General features: G+C 44.3%; 20 protein-coding genes. 3 read left to right on the top strand and 17 right to left on the bottom strand.

What is annotated here, in order from left to right:
* Positions 1 to 33: 33 nt before the first annotated feature.
* From QNN06_RS02220 to QNN06_RS02180, 9 genes are all read right to left on the bottom strand, one after another.
* A complete protein-coding gene (locus QNN06_RS02220; RefSeq protein ID WP_284036874.1) occupies positions 34 to 660 on the bottom strand; it encodes a histidine phosphatase family protein in 627 nt (208 codons plus the stop codon).
* A gap of 20 nt (positions 661 to 680) precedes the next feature.
* Positions 681 to 1208 (bottom strand): DinB family protein, encoded by a 528-nt coding sequence (locus tag QNN06_RS02215; RefSeq protein WP_284037876.1) that lies wholly within the window; start codon positions 1206 to 1208, stop codon positions 681 to 683.
* Positions 1209 to 1374: 166 nt separating this feature from the next.
* Positions 1375 to 1962 (bottom strand): PepSY-associated TM helix domain-containing protein, encoded by a 588-nt coding sequence (locus QNN06_RS02210; protein ID WP_284036873.1) that lies wholly within the window; start codon positions 1960 to 1962, stop codon positions 1375 to 1377.
* 97 nt (positions 1963 to 2059) lie between these two features.
* Positions 2060 to 3310: a sensor histidine kinase gene (locus tag QNN06_RS02205; RefSeq protein ID WP_284036872.1), complete on the bottom strand. Its 1251-nt coding sequence runs from the start codon at positions 3308 to 3310 to the stop codon at positions 2060 to 2062.
* 9 nt (positions 3311 to 3319) lie between these two features.
* Positions 3320 to 3991 (bottom strand): response regulator transcription factor, encoded by a 672-nt coding sequence (locus QNN06_RS02200; protein ID WP_284036871.1) that lies wholly within the window; start codon positions 3989 to 3991, stop codon positions 3320 to 3322.
* A gap of 85 nt (positions 3992 to 4076) precedes the next feature.
* Positions 4077 to 5243, bottom strand: coding sequence for an ABC transporter permease (locus QNN06_RS02195; protein WP_284036870.1), 1167 nt, complete (start codon positions 5241 to 5243; stop codon positions 4077 to 4079).
* Complete coding sequence (locus QNN06_RS02190) at positions 5221 to 5931, bottom strand: ABC transporter ATP-binding protein (protein ID WP_249366988.1); 711 nt, start codon at positions 5929 to 5931, stop codon at positions 5221 to 5223. The genes QNN06_RS02195 and QNN06_RS02190 overlap by 23 nt, the downstream gene beginning before the upstream one ends.
* Before the next feature lie 58 nt (positions 5932 to 5989).
* Positions 5990 to 6943, bottom strand: a complete 954-nt coding sequence (locus QNN06_RS02185; protein ID WP_284036869.1) for an efflux RND transporter periplasmic adaptor subunit — start codon at positions 6941 to 6943, stop codon at positions 5990 to 5992.
* Positions 6944 to 7089: 146 nt separating this feature from the next.
* Complete coding sequence (locus tag QNN06_RS02180; RefSeq protein ID WP_217034287.1) at positions 7090 to 7866, bottom strand: YhfC family intramembrane metalloprotease; 777 nt, start codon at positions 7864 to 7866, stop codon at positions 7090 to 7092.
* Positions 7867 to 8114: 248 nt separating this feature from the next.
* Here QNN06_RS02180 and QNN06_RS02175 point away from each other — a divergent pair, with 248 nt between their 5' ends.
* Positions 8115 to 9293 (top strand): SLC45 family MFS transporter, encoded by a 1179-nt coding sequence (locus tag QNN06_RS02175; protein WP_284036868.1) that lies wholly within the window; start codon positions 8115 to 8117, stop codon positions 9291 to 9293.
* 136 nt (positions 9294 to 9429) lie between these two features.
* Positions 9430 to 10401 carry an NAD(P)H-dependent flavin oxidoreductase gene (locus tag QNN06_RS02170; protein WP_284036867.1) on the top strand — a complete coding sequence of 324 codons (972 nt, stop codon included), beginning with the start codon at positions 9430 to 9432 and terminating at the stop codon, positions 10399 to 10401.
* A 62-nt stretch (positions 10402 to 10463) separates the two neighbouring features.
* Here QNN06_RS02170 and QNN06_RS02165 read toward each other — a convergent pair whose 3' ends face one another.
* The 3 genes from QNN06_RS02165 to QNN06_RS02155 all read right to left on the bottom strand — a co-directional run bounded on the left by QNN06_RS02165 (position 10464) and on the right by QNN06_RS02155 (position 12279).
* A complete protein-coding gene (locus tag QNN06_RS02165) occupies positions 10464 to 10919 on the bottom strand; it encodes a hypothetical protein (protein WP_254124577.1) in 456 nt (151 codons plus the stop codon).
* A gap of 27 nt (positions 10920 to 10946) precedes the next feature.
* Positions 10947 to 11438, bottom strand: a complete 492-nt coding sequence (locus QNN06_RS02160) for a hypothetical protein (RefSeq protein WP_284036866.1) — start codon at positions 11436 to 11438, stop codon at positions 10947 to 10949.
* Positions 11439 to 11544: 106 nt separating this feature from the next.
* Positions 11545 to 12279, bottom strand: coding sequence for a sulfite exporter TauE/SafE family protein (locus tag QNN06_RS02155; RefSeq protein ID WP_284036865.1), 735 nt, complete (start codon positions 12277 to 12279; stop codon positions 11545 to 11547).
* 177 nt (positions 12280 to 12456) lie between these two features.
* On the opposite strand from QNN06_RS02155, the gene QNN06_RS02150 reads away from it, so the two are divergent.
* Complete coding sequence (locus QNN06_RS02150; protein ID WP_284036864.1) at positions 12457 to 13362, top strand: SDR family oxidoreductase; 906 nt, start codon at positions 12457 to 12459, stop codon at positions 13360 to 13362.
* Between the two features lie 388 nt (positions 13363 to 13750).
* On the opposite strand, the gene QNN06_RS02145 is transcribed toward QNN06_RS02150, so the two are convergent.
* The 5 genes from QNN06_RS02145 to QNN06_RS02125 all read right to left on the bottom strand — a co-directional run bounded on the left by QNN06_RS02145 (position 13751) and on the right by QNN06_RS02125 (position 18724).
* The gene (locus QNN06_RS02145; protein ID WP_284036863.1) at positions 13751 to 14266 is read right to left on the bottom strand and encodes an RNA polymerase sigma factor; all 516 of its coding nucleotides are present in this window, start codon (positions 14264 to 14266) and stop codon (positions 13751 to 13753) included.
* Positions 14267 to 14279: 13 nt separating this feature from the next.
* On the bottom strand, positions 14280 to 16253 hold the full coding sequence (locus tag QNN06_RS02140) for a multidrug ABC transporter permease (RefSeq protein ID WP_284036862.1): 1974 nt from the start codon (positions 16251 to 16253) through the stop codon (positions 14280 to 14282).
* A complete protein-coding gene (locus tag QNN06_RS02135; RefSeq protein WP_284036861.1) occupies positions 16228 to 17127 on the bottom strand; it encodes an ABC transporter ATP-binding protein in 900 nt (299 codons plus the stop codon). Before QNN06_RS02135 ends, QNN06_RS02140 begins: the two co-directional genes overlap by 26 nt.
* A 5-nt stretch (positions 17128 to 17132) precedes the next feature.
* Positions 17133 to 17510, bottom strand: coding sequence for a GntR family transcriptional regulator (locus QNN06_RS02130; protein ID WP_284036860.1), 378 nt, complete (start codon positions 17508 to 17510; stop codon positions 17133 to 17135).
* 221 nt (positions 17511 to 17731) lie between these two features.
* Complete coding sequence (locus tag QNN06_RS02125; RefSeq protein ID WP_284036859.1) at positions 17732 to 18724, bottom strand: LacI family DNA-binding transcriptional regulator; 993 nt, start codon at positions 18722 to 18724, stop codon at positions 17732 to 17734.
* Positions 18725 to 18726: the final 2 nt, after the last annotated feature.

Genomic DNA, 18726 nt, shown 5'->3' with positions numbered 1-18726 from the left:
GCCTTTTTGGCAGGGCCATTTTGCATATAATGGCTAGACTTCAACCTTCGGCACAAAGATTTTTTCGTGCTGATAGTCTCCATCCACCTCATCAATCTTGGTGACAGAGGCATTTTCAATCGGCTTGAAATTCAATAAATCCTCAACCGGCGTCTCCGTTAGGAATGCCAGCAGCATATGGATAAAGGCGGCGTGCGTGACAATCACAAGATTATCATAGCGCTGTTGCCGCTTGAGGCGGTCAACCACCGTATTCATAAACATGGTTGCGCGCAGGTACACATCGGCTAGAGACTCGCCATTTTGAAAACGGAAATAAAATTGGCCCGCCGCTTTATATTCCTTTTTAGCCTCCGGAGTTCGGTTGTTGAAATCATAAAGATTGCCAAGCTCCCATTCTCTCAAAAGAGGATTTTCGAAAAATGGAACCTCCCCCGGCAGCAAGGAATGAATCGCCTGGGCAGTTTGTTTCGTCCGTAAATAAGGGGAACTGTATAGTACGGTCTTTCCATTCACAATTGTCTTCATAAAATCGGCCGTTACGTCGGCCTGCTTGTGGCCAAGCTCTGTCAAACTATGCTGGGAATCGTGCGTGTGCGCCATCACATTCCTGTCGACATTATGCTCTGATTCGCCGTGACGGATAACATAAATATTCAACTATCTCCACCTCTAATTTCTTAGTTTTTTTCTTTTTTGATCATCTTTTTTATGAGACGAATCTGGCCCCTATGATTCAATTCATCTTCAAAAACATGAAACCATTTAAAATAGTTATTGGCCGGAAGGTTCCACCAAAATGGAGTCTGCTCAAATAACCATTCGTCCGGCAGGGTTCTAAATTTTTCAACGGTGGCAGCCCGGACTTCTGCTAATTCCGTTAAGTAATAATCAATGGGATAACCTTTGATTTCTTGTGCGGGTCTTCCCAGATCTAGTGCTGGATTTAAACGGGCAACTTCTTCATCGGTTAAATCGTCCCGATTTTCAAAGGTAACGATTTGGTACACTTTTTCAACTGCTGCAAAATGCGCGAGCAGCATACCGATGGAATTGGCATCCTCGTCATAAAGAAAATCCAACTCCTTGACGGTAAGATCCTTTACTTCTTCAATCGTTGTGGCCCTTGCGTAGTCCATCATTGAAACTAGTTTGCTGAATTCTGGCCCCAGCCCATCCTTTTGATCAATGATTAATATTGAATCCATGTCTTTTATCAAATTCGTATTCCTCCGCTGTCCGAAAAATTCTACTCCCTACTATTCGGCGTTCACCATTCGAAGTCCTGTTTAATTTTCTGAAAAATAAAGAGACACTCCCCGCATCGGGTGTGCCTCTTCCATCTTAAAAATCTATCATGTTAGCTTTTCCTAATTAGAGCACCGCATTATAAGGATCTTCCTCACGTCTTTTCCTTTTTCTCTCCGCGCCAAGGACTTTAAGAGAAAGATAGATGCCTGAACCTGTTAGGAACATCATCGCAATGGCAGTCAGGTCGATCAGCCACTTGACATCGGTATTTCCGATTCGGCCTTCATGAAGTCCCCTGATGATGCCCATAGCGGATGTTTGGCCTATGCCTTCACCGCGGAACCCTCTCGTGAAGTTTCCGTTTCCGTTAAACCTGCCAGCTCCTCCTTGGAATTGGCCGTTTCTGTTCTGCCCCTGCATTTGATTACCATCTTGCCCTTGCATTTGATTTCCGAATTGCCCATTTGATTGTCCTTGGTTGTTATCGCCTGCTTGGCCATCCATTTGGCGATTAAACCCTCCTTGAGTCTGTCCAGCGCCGTTTGTAAAACCTTGTCTAAATTGACCAGGCTGGAAATTGCCGCGCTCCCCCATCTGGGTCTGTCCGATCAGCCATGGTTCATTCATAAGCAGCCCTGTGAGCGACTCCATAAAGATTAACACAGAAGCTATCAAACCAATCCATAAATGCGTTTTTCTCACTTTTTTCATTTAAAGTTTTCTCCCTTCAATATGCTTGTACCCATTAGATACCCTCATTATGAAGAGCTTTCCTTAAGATATTCTTAAAAAAATTAAAGAACCCAAATTAATTTTTTTGGGTTCTTGGAAAGACAATTTCAATCAATGTTCCTTTACCAAGCGAGCTGTTTACTTTTACTTTGCCATGGTGCTTGTCGATAATCCATTTAGCGATGGATAAGCCAAGCCCCGTTCCCTCAGCAGATGTCCGAGCTTTATCGCTTTGGAAAAAGCGGTCAAATATCCGCGGGATGTCCTGCTCGGGAATGCCAATCCCGGTATCCTTTACGGAAAGGATAATGGAAGAGTGGCTTTGCATGCAAGATAGCTGGATTTCTCCGCCTTCATTTGTATACTTCATCGCGTTGTCCAGTAATATAACAATGAGCTGATGGATCCTTTCCTTATCCCCGCAAAAAGCAACAGGCTCAGGGGCGTCTAAATGGATTGATTTTTCTTGATATAAAGCAATATCTTCAAATTGCAAAAGGATTTCTTTTAAAAGCTCATCGATTTGGAACTCTTGCTTCTTCATTTCCAGTTGATTGGAGTCCGATCTCGCCAGCGTTAATAAATTGGTCACCAGCTTGGAAAGCCTGCGTGATTCCTTCGAAATAGTGGAGATATCGTGAATTTTATCCTGGATGGTAGCCTTTGGATTCCGGAACAGCACATCGGTTTTAGCCTGGATGACTGCCAACGGCGTCCGCAGCTCATGAGAGGCATCCGAGACAAATTCCTGCTGTTTATCCCAAGCCTTCTTAATCGGGACAAGAGCCCTGCCAGCCAGGAAATACCCGGAAGCCAGCGCGCAAACGACACCAATACCACAGCCGATTAAGATAATTAAAAACAGCCTATTTAATAATTCTTTTTCCGAATTGACGTTGCGAATGAATTGCACGGTGATTTTTCCGGCAGTCGTATTCACTTCAAATGCGATATATCGGTAAGAAAATCCTCCTGCCTCCACATCCTGCAAGGAATTTAATTTTTTCGGGCGGATCTGCTCCTCTTTACCTGTAAATAACTCGGTTTCACGGCCTTGTTCCCCGAGCAGCTGTTTATCTTCCCCTTGCCATAACAAGGTCATAATCCTTGGATCTCGCCTCATGAACCTAGGACCGGGAGCGCCATGATCATCATCGTCGTCCGGCTGCTGTTGAAAATGGGCAGCAGATTCCAGTAACGACCGGTTTACGTCCTGATATAATCGATGGTCCATGTAAAAATAAATAATGCTTCCAAGAATGCTGATTAAGACGATGAAAACCAGCGAATTTAACAAAGTGAGCCTAATATGTGTACGTCGAAACATATGCTGCCCTTATTCTTCGTTCAGCATATAGCCGACACCGCGAATGGTTTTTATATCCGCATGATAGCCATGGGGTTCTAATTTTTTCCGAAGATGATGCATAAACACCTCAACAATGGCGATGGTAGTATCTGAATCGAAGCCCCAGACTCGATCGTAGATTTGTTCTTTTGTTAAAATCGCTCCCTTGTTCTGGATGAGAAATTCAAGCAGCTCGTATTGCTTGGCCGTGAGCTTAATGGGTTTGCCGTCCACCACAATATCCCGTTCCCGGCCCAGTAATTCAATTCCCCGGTATTGAATGGTTTGGTTGGTCGTTAAGCTCCCGCTTCGTCTTAATAGGGCACGGATCCGCGCCTTTAATTCCGCTGCTTGGAACGGCTTCACTAAGTAATCGTCCCCGCCGCTGTCTAGTCCTTTTACGCGGTCCTCCAAGGAGTCCCGTGCCGTTAGAAAAAGAACTGGGATGTTTAGGCCTTCCCTACGAATGGTTTGCAGCACTTCAAAACCATCGATTTCTGGAATCATCACATCGAGTACAATCGCGTCATGTATATTTTGCATCGCCAAAAACAAGGCATCTTCCCCGTTTGATGCCTGATCCACTTCAAATTCATCGGATAATAGCTGGACAATGGATTCCAGCAAGGAGAGATTATCCTCTACCACTAATAAACGCATAAATGAACGCTCCCAAAATATTTATTAAAATTATTATATAGGAAACAAAGCGGCCGCAAAAGAAAGGCCGCTTAAATCCATACTTTTATTCGTACCTTAAGGCTTGAATAGGGTTTAGTTTTGACGCTTTATTGGCCGGGAACACTCCGAAGATGACACCAACCACCAGCGAGAAAAGGAACGAACCAATCATCACTGAAGAGGTGAATGACACTGTTAAACTAAACAGTGATGACAGCATTTTTCCTAATCCTACTCCAGCAAGGATCCCAATCAATCCCCCGACACCGCTCAACACAACCGCCTCAATCAGAAATTGCAAAAGTACATCACGCCGTTTGGCGCCAATCGCCTTGCGGATCCCGATTTCCTTCGTCCGTTCTGAAACCGAGACGAGCATGATATTCATGATTCCAATCCCGCCAACAAGCAGAGAAATTCCGGCGATTCCGCCCAACATCATCGTCATCGTATTCGTTACGGAGCTCATCGTATCCATCAAATCCTTTTGGTTAGTGACGCTGTACGAATCGCTTTTGTTTGGATACATGCCAGCAAGCGCCAGTTTCACTTCATTCATGACCACATCCATTTGTTCCTCGCTTTTTCCTTGCAAGTAGACCTGGTTAATGGTTGTGCTTTTCACTAATCGCTGACCAGTGCTAAGCGGAACGATAATGGTGTTGTCGCCGCCCTGTCCCATTGAACTTCCTTTTGATGCGAGCACCCCGACAACTTTAAAAGAAGTTCCTTCTATCTGAATGTATTGCCCGACTGGGTTTTCCGCTCCAAAAAAGGTGGAAGCTGTTTCCGAGCCGATCACAGCAATTTTTTGCCGATATTCAATATCAAGGTCGGTGATAAAACGTCCTTGCTTAACCTTTGTGTCTCGCACATCCGAATAAGCGGCATTAGTCCCCGTCACGGATACCTGCGAAGCGGTTTTATCCTTTTTCACATTGACACGGCCCGAAACAACAGGAGAAATGGCTTTGACACCATTCAATTTACTAAGTTCGCTGATTTTATCTTCCGTTAAAGCTAAATCCGTTCCAAACGTATTGATGGTTAACAGGTTTGTACCAAGCTGATTAATCCTGCTGGTAACGTTCTGGGCCGAACCTTGGGCAATCGACACAAGCACAATCACCGAGGATACCCCGATAATCATCCCCAGCATGGTGAGGGCCGATCTAAGCTTATTGCTTTGGATACTGCGAAGTGCCATTTTAATAGATTGCCATATTCCCAATCAGCTCACCCCCATTTTCCAATAGCTGTCCATCCTGGATGCTGACCATTCGCCCTGCCTGCTTCGCGATCGCCAAATCGTGTGTAATCAAAATTATGGTATGGCCTAATTCGTTAAGTTCTTTCATTAAGCTAAGAATTTCCTTACTTGTCTTGCTGTCAAGGGCACCAGTTGGCTCATCGGCAAGAAGTATGGAAGGATTTCCGGCCAATGCTCTGGCAATTGCAACCCGCTGCTGCTGACCGCCGGATAGCTGGGTAGGCAGGTGCCCGGCCCGTTCCTTCAAACCAACCTTGCTTAGGCTTTCCATTGCTCTTGCTTTCCGTTCCTTTGCCGGAACACCTGCATACAACAAGGGCAGTTCCACATTTTCAAGCGCCGTTAATTTGGTCAACAGGTTAAAGTTTTGAAAAATAAAGCCGATTTTTTGATTGCGGATTACCGCCAACTGATTATCATTCATCTTGCCAATATCCTTGCCGTCCAACAAGTATTTTCCGGACTGGGGGCGGTCAAGACAGCCGACCATGTTCATCAAGGTTGACTTTCCCGAACCAGACGGGCCAATGATCGCTAGAAATTCCCCTTTTTCAATTTTGATAGATACATTATTTAAGGCGTGAACTGTTTCGCCGCCAAGCTTATAGGTTTTCATTAGGTTGGTGATTTGAATGATTGGTTGACCCATTACTGACTGCTCCCTTCTGAGGCCGTAAAATTACGGAACGGAACCATTTGCTTGCTCATTAGTTCCCGCTCCTTTCTCCGCCGGACCGCCATTGTCCACCTCCGTTGCGATTAAATCCGCCCATGCCTGCTCCAAATCCGCCTTGCATCATTCCGCGGGTATTCGTGGTAGACGAGCTGTCTGTCGCTAATTGAGGTAACTGAAGGATATCACCTTCTGAAACACCTTCTGTGATTTCTACATAATCTTCATTTGCTAACCCTGTTTTTACCGTTTTTTGTTCTGATTGAACGTTAGAGTTATTTGAAGCAACGATGACATATTTTTCACCATTTGCTGTATGGACCGCATCAAGTGGAACATAGAGGGCATCCTCTTTACTTGCAGTCAGAATACTTGCCTCTGTGCTCATGCCAACCTTCAGGTTATCGATTTGATCAAAATGGATGGTGACATCGAATGTGGACACACCATTGGATGATGTCCCTTCATTAGCCACCGCCGATACTTTTCCTGTGAAAGTTTGATCAGGCAGCGCATTTACCTTTATGTTTACCGCTTGTCCTACTTGAATCTTGGTTATATCCAGCTCATCGACCTGTACGACGGTTTGTAAGTCTTTATAGTTCGTTAAGTGGGCAACAACCTGTCCTTGTGTAACCCGATCACCTGCAGCAACAGAAAAAGAAGTGATCATACCATCTGCAGGTGCCGTGACAGGGTCGCTTCCATCCGTATAGGTGATTAATTCTTCACCTGCTTTTACTTCCTCACCGGGAGACCACAATACTTCTTCGATTATTTTATTGTTTTCGTTTGACTTAATGTCAGTACTTGTCACCGGCTGGACCGCACCCGATCCGCTGATTTTCACTTCTAGCTTACCTTTTTGTACGGTCGCAGTCCGGACTTGCGCCGATGCGGTTTGCGTGGCATTTTTGGAGTTATACCACTGATAACCGACATACCCCACAATAAGCACACTAACTGCAATAAGGATCCATTTTTTCATCTTTGCTTACTCCTTTTCATATCCGGTAGAACCCAGCCGGAAATATATTTTTGGATAAGCCTATTATCAGGTCCCTTCCTTAACTTTTCCTTAAATAAAAAAAGACTTGAGCCGCGCTAGGTCCAAGTCTTTCATTTTCTATTATTCTATTTTGCGTCGTCTGTAAACATCGTTTTGGATTTTTTGATAAAGATGATTGAGAATACAGCGATAACCGCCAAGTATCCTTCAATGATCCACAGATTAGTAATCTTGCCGACTTGAGCAAATATGATTGGAAAGTCTACTCCTGCATGGATGAGAACTGCCAAAATTACATATGAAAATTTCTTTTTTGTAACACCCAATAAAACTAATAAACTAAAAGCCATTTGCATAAAGACTGCTAAGAAACGTTCAAGGATGGCAAAGTAATAAAAGTCTATTCCTTGACTTAGAATACCCTCTTTAATGGCTGCCACCTGGTCGCTTGGCAGCTGAGCCATTGAGCTTTCAAACGTTCCGGCATTGAGCATAAAGGAAAAAACCAAAGCCTGACCGCAAACCACCAGCATAAGGAGAATTGCCTCAATGCCTCCCCAGCCAATTCCAAACGAAATACCGCCTTTATAGTCATGGAATTTTTTCAAAAGCCATGTAAATAATATGAATCTACCTAATTCTTCAAAAAGCCCTGCCGCCAAGGCGCCGTATGTTCCCCATGCCAAAGGATGGTCGGCGTAATTTGGGAAGCTTGTGATTACGACCACATGCAAAATCTTCTCGAGCACTTGGGTGAACACAATAAAACCAACTGCCCCTAAAATTACAGGCTTTGCAGACACCCCAGTTCTCTTTCTATAAAACAAAATCAATCCAATAAATAATACAAACGAAAAGATAATTGGAACAAACATCGCAATAATCTTTGCTGTACTTACCATTTCAATCTCCCCTTTGAACCCTCTGTTTTTATTATTATCATTCTCAATAATGATAATAATATCTTTTCTAATATCTGTCAATTGCTTTTTGAAAAATTTCTTTTATCGGGCTCTTCCCTATCAAGCTATGAAAAAATCAGGCAAAAGAATGAAGGTGCGGCATATGATAATAACATTCCTATTAATGGTTTATGAGGCATGCTTTCGATATAGGACAAAAGATTCAGCTGCCGAGGGGAGGTTTTCTCTTGCGAAAAACATGGCTGTTAGGGTTCGGATTTTTCAGCATTAGTATCGGCTGGTCTTTGTATAACGGCTTTGTCCCGTTCTTTCTGAACGATTATCTTGAAAGCACGGCTTTAATCGGCTTTCTCATGACAATTGATAATTATTTCGCCCTTTTTATACAGCCCTATGTAGGCAGCCTCAGTGACCGGACCCAGACACGCTTCGGAAGGCGCATGCCCTACCTGCTTATCGGCATTCCACTCGCAGCCCTCTTTATCGCGCTAATTCCTTTCCATCATAACCTTTTCACGTTAATCCTTTTCATGGTTGGTATGAACTTATCAATGGCTATTTTCCGCTCACCCACCATTGCCCTGATGCCCGACATTACACCAGAACATCAGCGCACCAAGGCGAACGGGATCATTAATTTCATGGGCGGCCTAGGGGCCATCTTGGCATTCAGTGTGGGGGCACTTTTGTTTAATGTTCATGAATCCTTGCCATTTCTATTGGTGGGGATGGTTTTAATAGTTACGTTATGGGTTCTGTTTAAAAATATTAAGGAAAACCGTGATTCTTTACCGGTAACCATGACAACTGCTTCTAAGATAGATTACAAAGGTGAACTGAACGCACCCACGATTTTTTTACTGGCGGCCATTTTCTTTTGGTTTGTGGCGATCCAGGGGATGGAGGCGTTGTTTACCTTGTATGGGGTAAAAGAACTTGGCTTGTCTAGAAGTGATTCCGCCTTCTCGTTAGCGTTCTTTTCATTAAGCTTTGTCCTGTCCTCTATTCCAAGCGGTTTTTTTGGCGCTAAATATGGGGAGAAAAAGGTGATCTTAATTGGAGTCATCGGGTTATTCTTTGTCTTTCTCTTCTTAAATTGGGTAGACTCCGTGTTTGTCCTGAGGTTCTTTCTTGTCGCCGGGGGAATGTTTTGGGCCTGCATCAATATCAATGCTTATCCTTATGTGGTTTCAACGGGAAGTGAACACAGAAACGGGACCCGAACCGGCTTATATTATTTGGTTTCCTCCCTCGCTGCCATCGTATCCCCGCCAGTTTTAGGCCTGCTGATTGACCACTTTGGATTTGGGATGTTATTCTTTGCAGCTGCGGTAAGTATGCTGTTTGCGTTGGCCTGCATACTTAAAGTTAAAAATCATGAGGCTGTATCTGATTCGGCTCATTAATTTTTATGAAGAGTTTGAACATTTTGTGACAAATCCCAAAATATTATCAACTATTAACACCAGGTGTTAAACATCTCACTGCCCTACGGAAACCCTATTGTTACAATGAGAAGGTGTTAAGGTCCTTCAAATAATAATGAAATGGGGTTTTTTCTTGAATTTCCCACAATTGAAAATAGGTCATATGTTGCCCAAATTTCCTATCTTGCAAGGCGGTATGGGAGTAGGAATTTCTTTAAGTAAGCTGGCATCAGCAGTTGCCAACGCAGGAGGCATTGGAATCATCTCAGGTACAGGGATTACGGTCGAGGATATGAGATTGCATATAAGAAAGGCGAGGGAAAGTATAACGGGCACTGGCTATATTGGTGTTAATGTTCTTTTTGCCATGAATGACTTTGCTGAAAAAATGAAAGCAGCCATTGAAGAAAAGGTTGATTTCATCATATCAGGGGCCGGAATTTCAAGGGATATGTATGCCTGGGGCAAAGAAGCAGGTATTCCCGTCATTTCGATTGTTTCTTCAGCAAGGCTTGCGAAGATGTCTGAACGCCTTGGGGCCTCCGCTGTTGTGGTTGAAGGCTTTGAAGCCGGCGGGCACCTAGGTACCGACAGGCCTTTATTCGATATCCTGCCAGAAGTAATAGACGCAGTGAAGATTCCCGTCATTGCAGCTGGCGGTATCTTGACAGGAGAGGATCTCGCCCGAGCCTTAAAAATGGGGGCATCAGGAGTCCAAATGGGTACTAGGTTCGTAGCCAGCGAAGAGTGTGACGCACCACTATCATTTAAAGAAAAATATGTTCATGCCCGGCAGGAAGATACGATTTTGCTCAAAACCACAGTTGGCCTCCAGGGACGTATGATTAAAAACCATTTTACCGAACTGATTTCAGATGAGAAAAAGGTGAAAATAAAGCAGTGCATTGATTGCCTGAAGAATTGTTCTTATCGTTTTTGCACACTGGATTCGTTGATTACATCCATGAATGGGGATTGTGAGAACGGCCTTGTTTTCGCTGGTGCAAGAGTCCATGAAATCAAGGAAATCCTGCCGGTCAAAACCATTATTAGTAACATTATGAGAGAATACGAAGCTTGTGTTTGAGTGCATGGGGACGGTTCTTCTGCCTCATTTTAAAAATGAGGCAAGAGAACCGTCCCCATGTTTCACACCTGAATCACACCCAAAAAAGCATTCTTCTTATTTTCTATTTCCTCTAAAACCGTGTCATTTTCACGAAGGGTTTCGCGAATGCGTTGGACTATTGCGAGAGCTTCCTGCCCGCTGATTTGTTTGGCGACCCGCTCGAGAAGGACCTTTGTGTCGACTGAAAATCTCCTTGCAAAGCTGTGGCATTTGACAATATTATGGCGGAGGAATTCGAAATATTCGGGTGTGAACGCTCTGCGAATGCAGCCTCTCATCCCCGCGTACCCATACGAAACCTCTGATGCAGCCCGATAAAACAAAATCATCCCATCGGCACGTCTTGACTCCGGATGCAGCCGGAGTTCTGTCACATACGACATTAGTCTTTTTACCACAACTGTTCCCCGCTCGGTTGTGTCCCACCATTCCAGCAGCCGCTGTCGTTCCTCTTCATTCATTTGAGCACCTGGCATTCCCTTCCCTCCCTATCACTGGTTCTATTAAAGACGTGGAATGGCCTGAACTTTTTGCACACGTTTCAAAATCACATTCCATTCAGGACCGAAAAGAGCCTTACCGTACCCAATGGCCTCGTTGATTTTTTTAGCAATCTGCCGGTGTAAATGCTGGCCTTGTTCAATCAAATAATAAGTATCCGGTCCCGCCACTTGGGCAACCATCTCAAAATTGGGGCTCAATTGTTTTTCGCTGATCCGCAGCGTATCGAGGTCGAGGACCAGCATTTCTTTTACTAGAGGAATCACTTCGCCGCCCCTCAATCGGGCAATCGTCCCCCTGACCGCGTCAAAGCCGTACCCGACATCCGCTACAGACGCATGATACGGGTTCAGGCCCGGCGCATTCTGCAGCGAGGGAAGCACTCGAAACCCGGTAGTAATCGAGCAAACCACTTCTTTTGCCGCCATCCCCTGTTCCAAGGCAGCATCAATCGCATCAAGATACCCACTCCACTCAGTACTGCCACCAACCACAACATCACCCGCCCCACAAATTCCTGCTCCTTTAAGGTATGCCTAAAACGCGGGGACGGTTCTTTTGTTTCATTTAAAAATGAAACGAAAGAACCGTCCCCATGCATCATATAACTTTATCTATAAATATTTGGAAAATCAGACCGATTGTCACTACTCGTAAGATGGGTTTCACATATTTTGGTTTTAGTTTTTCGGCAATGCGGACGCCGATTTGCGCTCCAGAAAGGGAACCAAGCAGCAGCGCAATCGTCATCGGCCAAATGATTTTTCCAGTTGAGATATAGGAAATGGCGGCGCCAAAGCAGCTGGAAAAAGTCGCGATCCGCACCAAAGCCACAGCGCGAAGGTAGGCAATATTCAAATAGCCGAATAAATAAAGCATCAGCGTTCCTTGTCCCGGGCCAAACAGGCCGTCATACAATCCGATTCCGAACAAGCCTGGCACACTGACCTTGTTCATCTTTAACGGTTCCGTTCCGGCGAAATTTCCTTTTCCCTTAAAGGAAGCGATAAAAGCGAAAATAAGCAGAATAATGGCGATGATGTACATATTTTTCCCCGATACACGGGATGCGATGAAGCCGCCGGTGACCCCGCCGCCGAGGCTGACAGGAATAATCCAGATGGCTTCCTTTAGGGAAATTTCTTTTTTTCTATAAAGATGGTAAAAGCTCGAAAAAGAACTGACCGTGTTGGATACTTTGTTTGCACCAATAGCCGAGTGGATTGGCAGCCCTAAGATCAGCATGGCGGGGAGGCTGATGAGTCCGCCCCCGCCGGCAAGCGTCCCAAGCGTTGTGGCACAGATTCCAATCATGTAAAGCAAGATATATTCCATCCTTTACACCCCCTTGTCACTTCACTACCAGTATATTCCTATCCCCTCGATAAATAAATTTCGCAGTTATTATGAAAAAGGATAAGAATTACTTATGGATTTTGCTATCTGGTAACCCCGCTTGACTCGACTGCATATAGTGTCTTAGTTTAATGCCCATGTTAGGGAGGTACTTTTATGAGAAATTATCCGATATATCCTTACTACAGCAAGGAATCGAAATGCGAGGAGCAGCCGATTTCCTTTCCTCCGCAGCACCAGGACCAGCAGCCGGGACTTGAATACTTAATGAATCCGAGGCCGATTTCAGAAAATCAGGATTACAATGGAAGCGGTAAATTGGCGGGCAGAGTAGCTATTATAACCGGCGGGGACAGCGGGATTGGCCGAGCAGTCGCATATGCTTTTGCCAAGGAAGGTGCAGATATTGTCATCGTTTATCTTTATGAAGAACGGGATGCTGAGGAAACGAAAGCCAGAGTGGAAGAGATTGGCAAGCGTTGTTTGGCCATTCCGGCCGATCTCCGTTATAAAGAAAATTGTCTGGAGGTTGTGAAAAAAACGATTAAGACGTTCGGAAAACTGGATATTTTAGTTAACAACTGTGCGGTACAGTATCCTCAAGAGCAGTTGACGGATATTTCTGAGCAGCAGCTGTTTCATACCTTTGCAACGAATATCTTTTCGTATTTTTTTATGACCCAGGCAGCATTGCCACATTTAAAAGATGGGAGCTCGGTTATCAATACCGCCTCTATCACAGCTTATCGCGGCGAAAAAACACTGATTGATTATTCCGCCACAAAAGGAGCCATCGTGTCCTTTACAAGGTCATTCTCGCAATCTATCGTTGACCAGGGTATCCGTGTCAATGCCGTGGCACCGGGGCCGATTTGGACACCGCTCATTCCTTCGTCATTCTCGGCAGAACGGGTTTCGACGTTCGGAACCGACACCCCAATGAAACGTGCCGGCCAGCCTTTCGAACTCGCACCTGCCTATGTCTATCTTGCGAGCGATGACTCGCGATACGTCACTGGGCAAACCTTACATGTTAATGGCGGGGACTTCATTTCCTCATAAGAAATGGCCGAGGTCATTAACAACGTATGAAGTTTTGTGCTTTGAACCTTTGCCGGAACTCTTTGAAGCTCTCATAACTACCTAAGTCTCCTTTTTCTTCTTGCTCGGGCGTTATGAACCCTCTCATAACTACCGATGCCTCCTTTTTCCTTCTCGCCCGGGTGTTATGAAGCTCTCATAACTACCGGAGCTCCACCTTTTCTTTTCGCTCGAGCGTTATGAAGCTCTCATAACTACCGATACCTCCTTTTCCTTCTCGCCCGGGTGTTATGAAGCTCTCATAACTACCAAACCATCTTATTTTCAGTCGGTTTAGTAGAAATAAAAAAAGAGTGTCCACCTCACGTGGACAAATGTCCACGCGTGGTGCCTGACACCCTATAACACCCTATCCTGCCGCCAAAATCCGCCGCAGCTGTTTCCTTGCCCGGTAAAGCCGAGTTTTGACGGTGGCGGATTTGAGGTTGAGTCTGCTGGCAATTTCAGTTTCTTTTAGTCCGTACTGCATTTTGAGTATCAGTACTTCCTGGAATTCCTTGGAGAGGCTCTCTATTGAGCCACCGATCTCCTCTTGGAAAAGCCGGATGACAGCCGCCTCCTCTGTACTAGAGCCGCCGCTCGCTCCGACACAGTGCAGCGGTTCTAGTTCGGCATAGTCCATCGGTGTCCAATGGCGTCTTTTCTCCGACCTAAGAAAGTCAATCGCGGTTCTCGCGGTAATGGCCGAGAGCCATGCTCCCAATTTGCCATTGTCCTCGACCGTGTCCAATTTCCGGTACGCCTTTAAAAAGGATTCTTGGACGATATCCTCTGCCATAAACTCGTCTCTAGTATACTGATAGGCAATATAATATAGCCGTTTTGCGTGTTTGGAATATACCTCATTAAAATTTACCGCGTTCATTTCTCGCTCCCGCTTATTTAAAATGATTTTTAATAAACTCCGGCACATGCTCCTCATCAAAAAACATAATTTCCTTGAAATTGCCGCCATTATAATACACAACTGCCGCATATTCGTGGCGAGGATTGGATCCGGCCTTTTCCAATACTTGCTCAATTTGGCCTTTATCTGTGATTTTTAATGCATTCTTGCTCTTTTCAATAGCCGATTCTAGGCCTAAATCAGAATCATTAATCTCGGAGAAATCACCCTTTGCTACCACGACATGTGAAATATCAGCAGCGGTTAGCCTAGCCTGCTCCAGCATTTCCTTTTCCTTCAGCCAGTTTGTAAATTTCACATAAGTCGGCATATAATCTAAAACAACAGATTGCTCTTTTCCTACGTTAAATTGTATAAAGGCCCCCCCGTTTGTATAATACATATGATCGTCATACGTTTCCGCAAGAACATCCTCTTTTAATAGAGACAGTGCCTGCCTTACGTCCTCCGGCGTGGAAAGAGTGACAACCTTGTTCAAAGGGCCATTTGCCCTAATTTGCAGATACTTTACCTTCTTTTCAGACATCATATAAATTTCTTTTGAAGTCATTTTAAATTCCTTCGATTCGTAAATAGGCTTATAGAAATCCTCATATAGGCGCGTCATGACACGGTATTGACGGACTTCCTTCTGGCCATTTTTCAATTCATAAACGATAAAAAAGTCTCGATCAGCTTTATTATTTTCCTGCTGATTAACTTTTTTATTGGCTAAGATTTGTTTATGCAATTTCAGGACGGCATCTATGTTTTCAGGTTCCTTCATCGGTTTTGGGTCAAAAACATCTCCGTAAAACCCATCATATCTCATATAAAAATTCGGGTTGTCCGTCAGCAGGACATTCTTAATGTCATTTTGTTTCGGGATTCTATTTTCATAAAATCCAAGCGCCTGAACCCCTACTACAAGAAACGCAATAACAGCTAGATAAACGACAAGACCTTTGATGCGGGTGAATACCCGCCATGTCTTAAGCAGCACCATCTCAGCCGCAAAGTAGCCAATGCCTGCCCCGATTCCATAGCCAAACAAGGTCCAGCCAAGGTTTTTAAAGGAAACATCGTTAAAATACGACCCTCCCAGCAGCATGAAGCAAAAGGCAGTCCCATATTTAAAGACGGAACGCAATTTCGGAAAGGCAATCGCTTCGGAGGCCGACTCCAGGTTTCTTTTTTTATAAAAAAACAGGGACAGCCCGTACAAGACAAGTGTCATAACGATATACAGCACAGCATCCTTCCATTGAAAAGCTCGGCTTTCAAGAACGGTGACAAAGGTGATCGGTGATAATTTTTCCAACTGGCGGTTTAGGAAAAAATCGCCTGGGAATCCGTAGAGCAAGATTTTCAAATTATAGGACAGCAATACGGTAATCCCGATTGGGAAAAATAGAAAAACATACGCCAGTACGGCTTGAACTACCGAGATTCCCGTCATAATTCCAACAAATACGCTTGCTATATACAGGAGCAGCGTAATAACGATGACTGTGCCTGACCAGTAGAGTAAATCATGTATAGTGAACAAGCTGCCGAGGTCATAGGTGAAATGCATGATGTAGACGATTCCTGTTACGATGGCAACCGGCAGGATGAGCAGCACCATTCCTGTCAGGGCGTAATGGTGAAAAATTCGACTCCTTTTTAACGGAAGACTGTGCATGAGGTCCGCTGCTTGTTTGACATGCAGGAACCGAAACAAAAAGACAGCCAAAATGACAGGGGCAATCGCAATCAGGAAAACCTGAATCTCGTAGTCATATTGAAAAAGGTTGTTACGAGACTGATAGTATAAAAAATTATCAGAATCTGAATATAGAATTAATAGAATACGAATCGGAAGGACAAATAGCAGCCCTAGCAAATAAATAACGGAAATCCATCCTGTACTCCGGCCCATTTGCAGCATTAGTTCTTTATTAAACAACGACATTTTTGATGGCATAGCCGATATCCCCCATTTCGTAAATAAAGATTTCTTCAAGTGTTAGTGGGAGCAAGTCAAAAATGACGGGATGGGTCTCGATAATTTGTTTTGCTATTGTCGCCTCTTCACCCCTGACGATAAGCAGATGGACACTTCCCCGTTTTTCAGCATGAAGCGGCTTTAGTTTATCGAGCAGTCTATCCGGCAAGCCATTCTTATATGCAACTTGGACTTTGTGGACATTGGACTTTAGATCATCCAGCTCTTTCTCGATTAATAGTGTCCCTTTGTGAAGGATGCCGATATGGTCGCAAATGTCCTCAATTTCCCGAAGGTTGTGGGACGAAACGAGAATCGTCATTTCCCTCTCCGCAACATCTTGAATCAGCAGATTTTTTACTTTTTTCCGAACAACCGGATCAAGGCCATCCATTGGTTCATCAAGGATGAGAATGTCCGGTTTTGCCGCCAGAGCCATAATAAAGGCAATCTGCCGCTGCCAGCCTTTGGAAAAGGATTGAATTTTCTTATTTACATCCACCTCAAACGCCTGAGCCAAATTCTTAAAGCGTTCCTCATCCCAACTCGGATAGCAGTTACGGTAAAAACGGGCCATTTGCCTCGTGGTATATTGCGGGAAAACGTATGGATGATCAGGTATAAAAACAAGTTTTTCTTTGAGCTGAACGTTTTCAAAAACGGGCTGCCCGTCAATCGTGACTTCCCCTTGATCCTGTCGGTAAATACCCGCGAGCAGCTTGATAATTGTTGTCTTTCCTGCTCCGTTTGATCCGATTAATCCATATATTGAACCCGTTTGAATGGTCAGGTTGACGTTTTCAATGGCTGTGTATCGATCAAATTTTTTCGTTACGTTTTTAAATTCAATCATAGCTGTCAGGCTCCCCCCTTAGAAGCATCAAGGTCTTGAATGAGACTGATCAGTTCTTGGGCAGGAATCCCGAGGTATAAGGCCTCCAAGATTAATTTCTCCAGTTCCTTCTTCATTTCCACAATCTTCTCCTTGTCAATTGCTTTTTGGTTAGGATTGACAAAGCTTCCCTTTCCTTTGACAGAATAAATAAACCCCTGCGTTTCAAGCTCTCGATATGCCTTTTGAATCGTATTTGGGTTGATGGAAAGCTCAGTTGCAAGCTGCCGGACCGATGGAAGCTGTTCATCAGGCTTGAGCAGCTCATTCATAATCAGTTCTTTCATCTTATCCACCAGCTGTTCATATATCGGTTTACGGCTCCTAATATCCAGCTCAAACATAACTGGGTGCCCCCAATCTGTATTAACTGTACTATCATACATAGTACACTATGATTATATTCCATTCCTTTCTAAAAAGGAAGCCCTAATTTGGTATTTGCAGGGAAAAGGTGACAGGCACCGCGCGTGGAGATTGTCCACCTGAGGCTGACAAAATGCAAAAACTGGATGCCCCTGTTTTGGGTCATCCAGCTCTTGTACTTGTTTTCTATGTTCTTTAGTTAGAAGCTGCTGTTTCTTATGATTAGTTTGGTTGGGAAGGCTATTTTTTTGGCAATGGTTCGGCCTTCGTTTCTTTCGAGGAGGGTGTCGACCGCCGTTTCTCCCATTTGTTCGGTATAGACTTTTACTGTGCTTAAGGCAGGAAAAACATATTTGGATACGCTAATATCATTTATTCCGATGATGTTTACCCTTTCAGGTACGGAAATCCCCGCTTCAAGCAAGGCCCTAAGTGCTCCAATAGCAATCGGGTCATTACCGGCGAAAAAAGCTGTCGGCAGGCGGTCACCGTGATCCTCAATCGCCTGCTTCATTAGAGTGCAGCCTTGGTCCACCGAAAATCCTCCGATGTACATGAATTTCTCATCCAAAAGCCCTTTTCCTGTCAAATACCGCTTAAAGGCCAGTTCCCGCGAATCCTCGATGACAGTGGCTTGGTCCTTATAAGCTTCTCTTCCCCCAATATAGCCAATTTCCTTATGCCCTTTCTCCAACAGATAATCCAGGATTTTCATAGTGGCTCTTTCCATATCAACCACAACGGAATCATATTGATCCTCATCGGGAGAATAATCGACAAACACGATGTTTTCCGTTACAGAAGCCAGCTCGCTGATCTGCCTGCGGCTAAATTTACCGATGGCAATTAGTCCGTGGATATCTTCTCCCTTCAATTCCTCGAAGCTATCCTGAAAATATTTAATAACCTGGATCCCATGGTGCCGGCAGCGGTTTTCCACTCCAAGACGAATGGACATGTAATACAAATCCTCTAGCTCTTCTTTTTCTGTATACCATTGAAAAAGAGCAATCTTTCCGATTTCGGGTTTCCGAACAACCGCTTTTTTCTTATAATCCAGCTCCTCTGCCACTTCAAAAATTCTCTTTTTTGTTTCATCGCTAACTGAAAGAGTCGTATCATAATTCAGCACTCTTGATACAGTGGCTATTGATACTCCCGCTTTTTTTGCAATATCCTTAATAGTTGCCATAA

The organism is Neobacillus sp. 114 (genome assembly GCF_030127045.1).
Taxonomy (GTDB): Bacteria; Bacillota; Bacilli; order Bacillales; family Cytobacillaceae; genus Neobacillus; species Neobacillus rhizophilus.
Note: the sequence above shows the minus strand (reverse complement) of the source record. Positions and strands in the feature narration are given on the sequence as shown.

Excerpts from the sequence above, each read along its gene's own strand:
- QNN06_RS02215 (WP_284037876.1), bottom strand. The coding sequence starts at position 1,208 with ATGGATTCAATATTAATCATTGATCAAAAGGATGGGCTGGGGCCAGAA.
- QNN06_RS02210 (WP_284036873.1), bottom strand. The coding sequence starts at position 1,962 with ATGAAAAAAGTGAGAAAAACGCATTTATGGATTGGTTTGATAGCTTCT.
- QNN06_RS02205 (WP_284036872.1), bottom strand. The coding sequence starts at position 3,310 with ATGTTTCGACGTACACATATTAGGCTCACTTTGTTAAATTCGCTGGTT.
- QNN06_RS02200 (WP_284036871.1), bottom strand. The coding sequence starts at position 3,991 with ATGCGTTTATTAGTGGTAGAGGATAATCTCTCCTTGCTGGAATCCATT.
- QNN06_RS02190 (WP_249366988.1), bottom strand. The coding sequence starts at position 5,931 with ATGGGTCAACCAATCATTCAAATCACCAACCTAATGAAAACCTATAAG.
- QNN06_RS02185 (WP_284036869.1), bottom strand. The coding sequence starts at position 6,943 with ATGAAAAAATGGATCCTTATTGCAGTTAGTGTGCTTATTGTGGGGTAT.
- QNN06_RS02180 (WP_217034287.1), bottom strand. The coding sequence starts at position 7,866 with ATGGTAAGTACAGCAAAGATTATTGCGATGTTTGTTCCAATTATCTTT.
- QNN06_RS02170 (WP_284036867.1), top strand. The coding sequence starts at position 9,430 with ATGAAATGGGGTTTTTTCTTGAATTTCCCACAATTGAAAATAGGTCAT.
- QNN06_RS02165 (WP_254124577.1), bottom strand. The coding sequence starts at position 10,919 with ATGCCAGGTGCTCAAATGAATGAAGAGGAACGACAGCGGCTGCTGGAA.
- QNN06_RS02155 (WP_284036865.1), bottom strand. The coding sequence starts at position 12,279 with ATGGAATATATCTTGCTTTACATGATTGGAATCTGTGCCACAACGCTT.
- QNN06_RS02150 (WP_284036864.1), top strand. The coding sequence starts at position 12,457 with ATGAGAAATTATCCGATATATCCTTACTACAGCAAGGAATCGAAATGC.
- QNN06_RS02145 (WP_284036863.1), bottom strand. The coding sequence starts at position 14,266 with ATGAACGCGGTAAATTTTAATGAGGTATATTCCAAACACGCAAAACGG.
- QNN06_RS02140 (WP_284036862.1), bottom strand. The coding sequence starts at position 16,253 with ATGCCATCAAAAATGTCGTTGTTTAATAAAGAACTAATGCTGCAAATG.
- QNN06_RS02135 (WP_284036861.1), bottom strand. The coding sequence starts at position 17,127 with ATGATTGAATTTAAAAACGTAACGAAAAAATTTGATCGATACACAGCC.
- QNN06_RS02130 (WP_284036860.1), bottom strand. The coding sequence starts at position 17,510 with ATGTTTGAGCTGGATATTAGGAGCCGTAAACCGATATATGAACAGCTG.
- QNN06_RS02125 (WP_284036859.1), bottom strand. The coding sequence starts at position 18,724 with ATGGCAACTATTAAGGATATTGCAAAAAAAGCGGGAGTATCAATAGCC.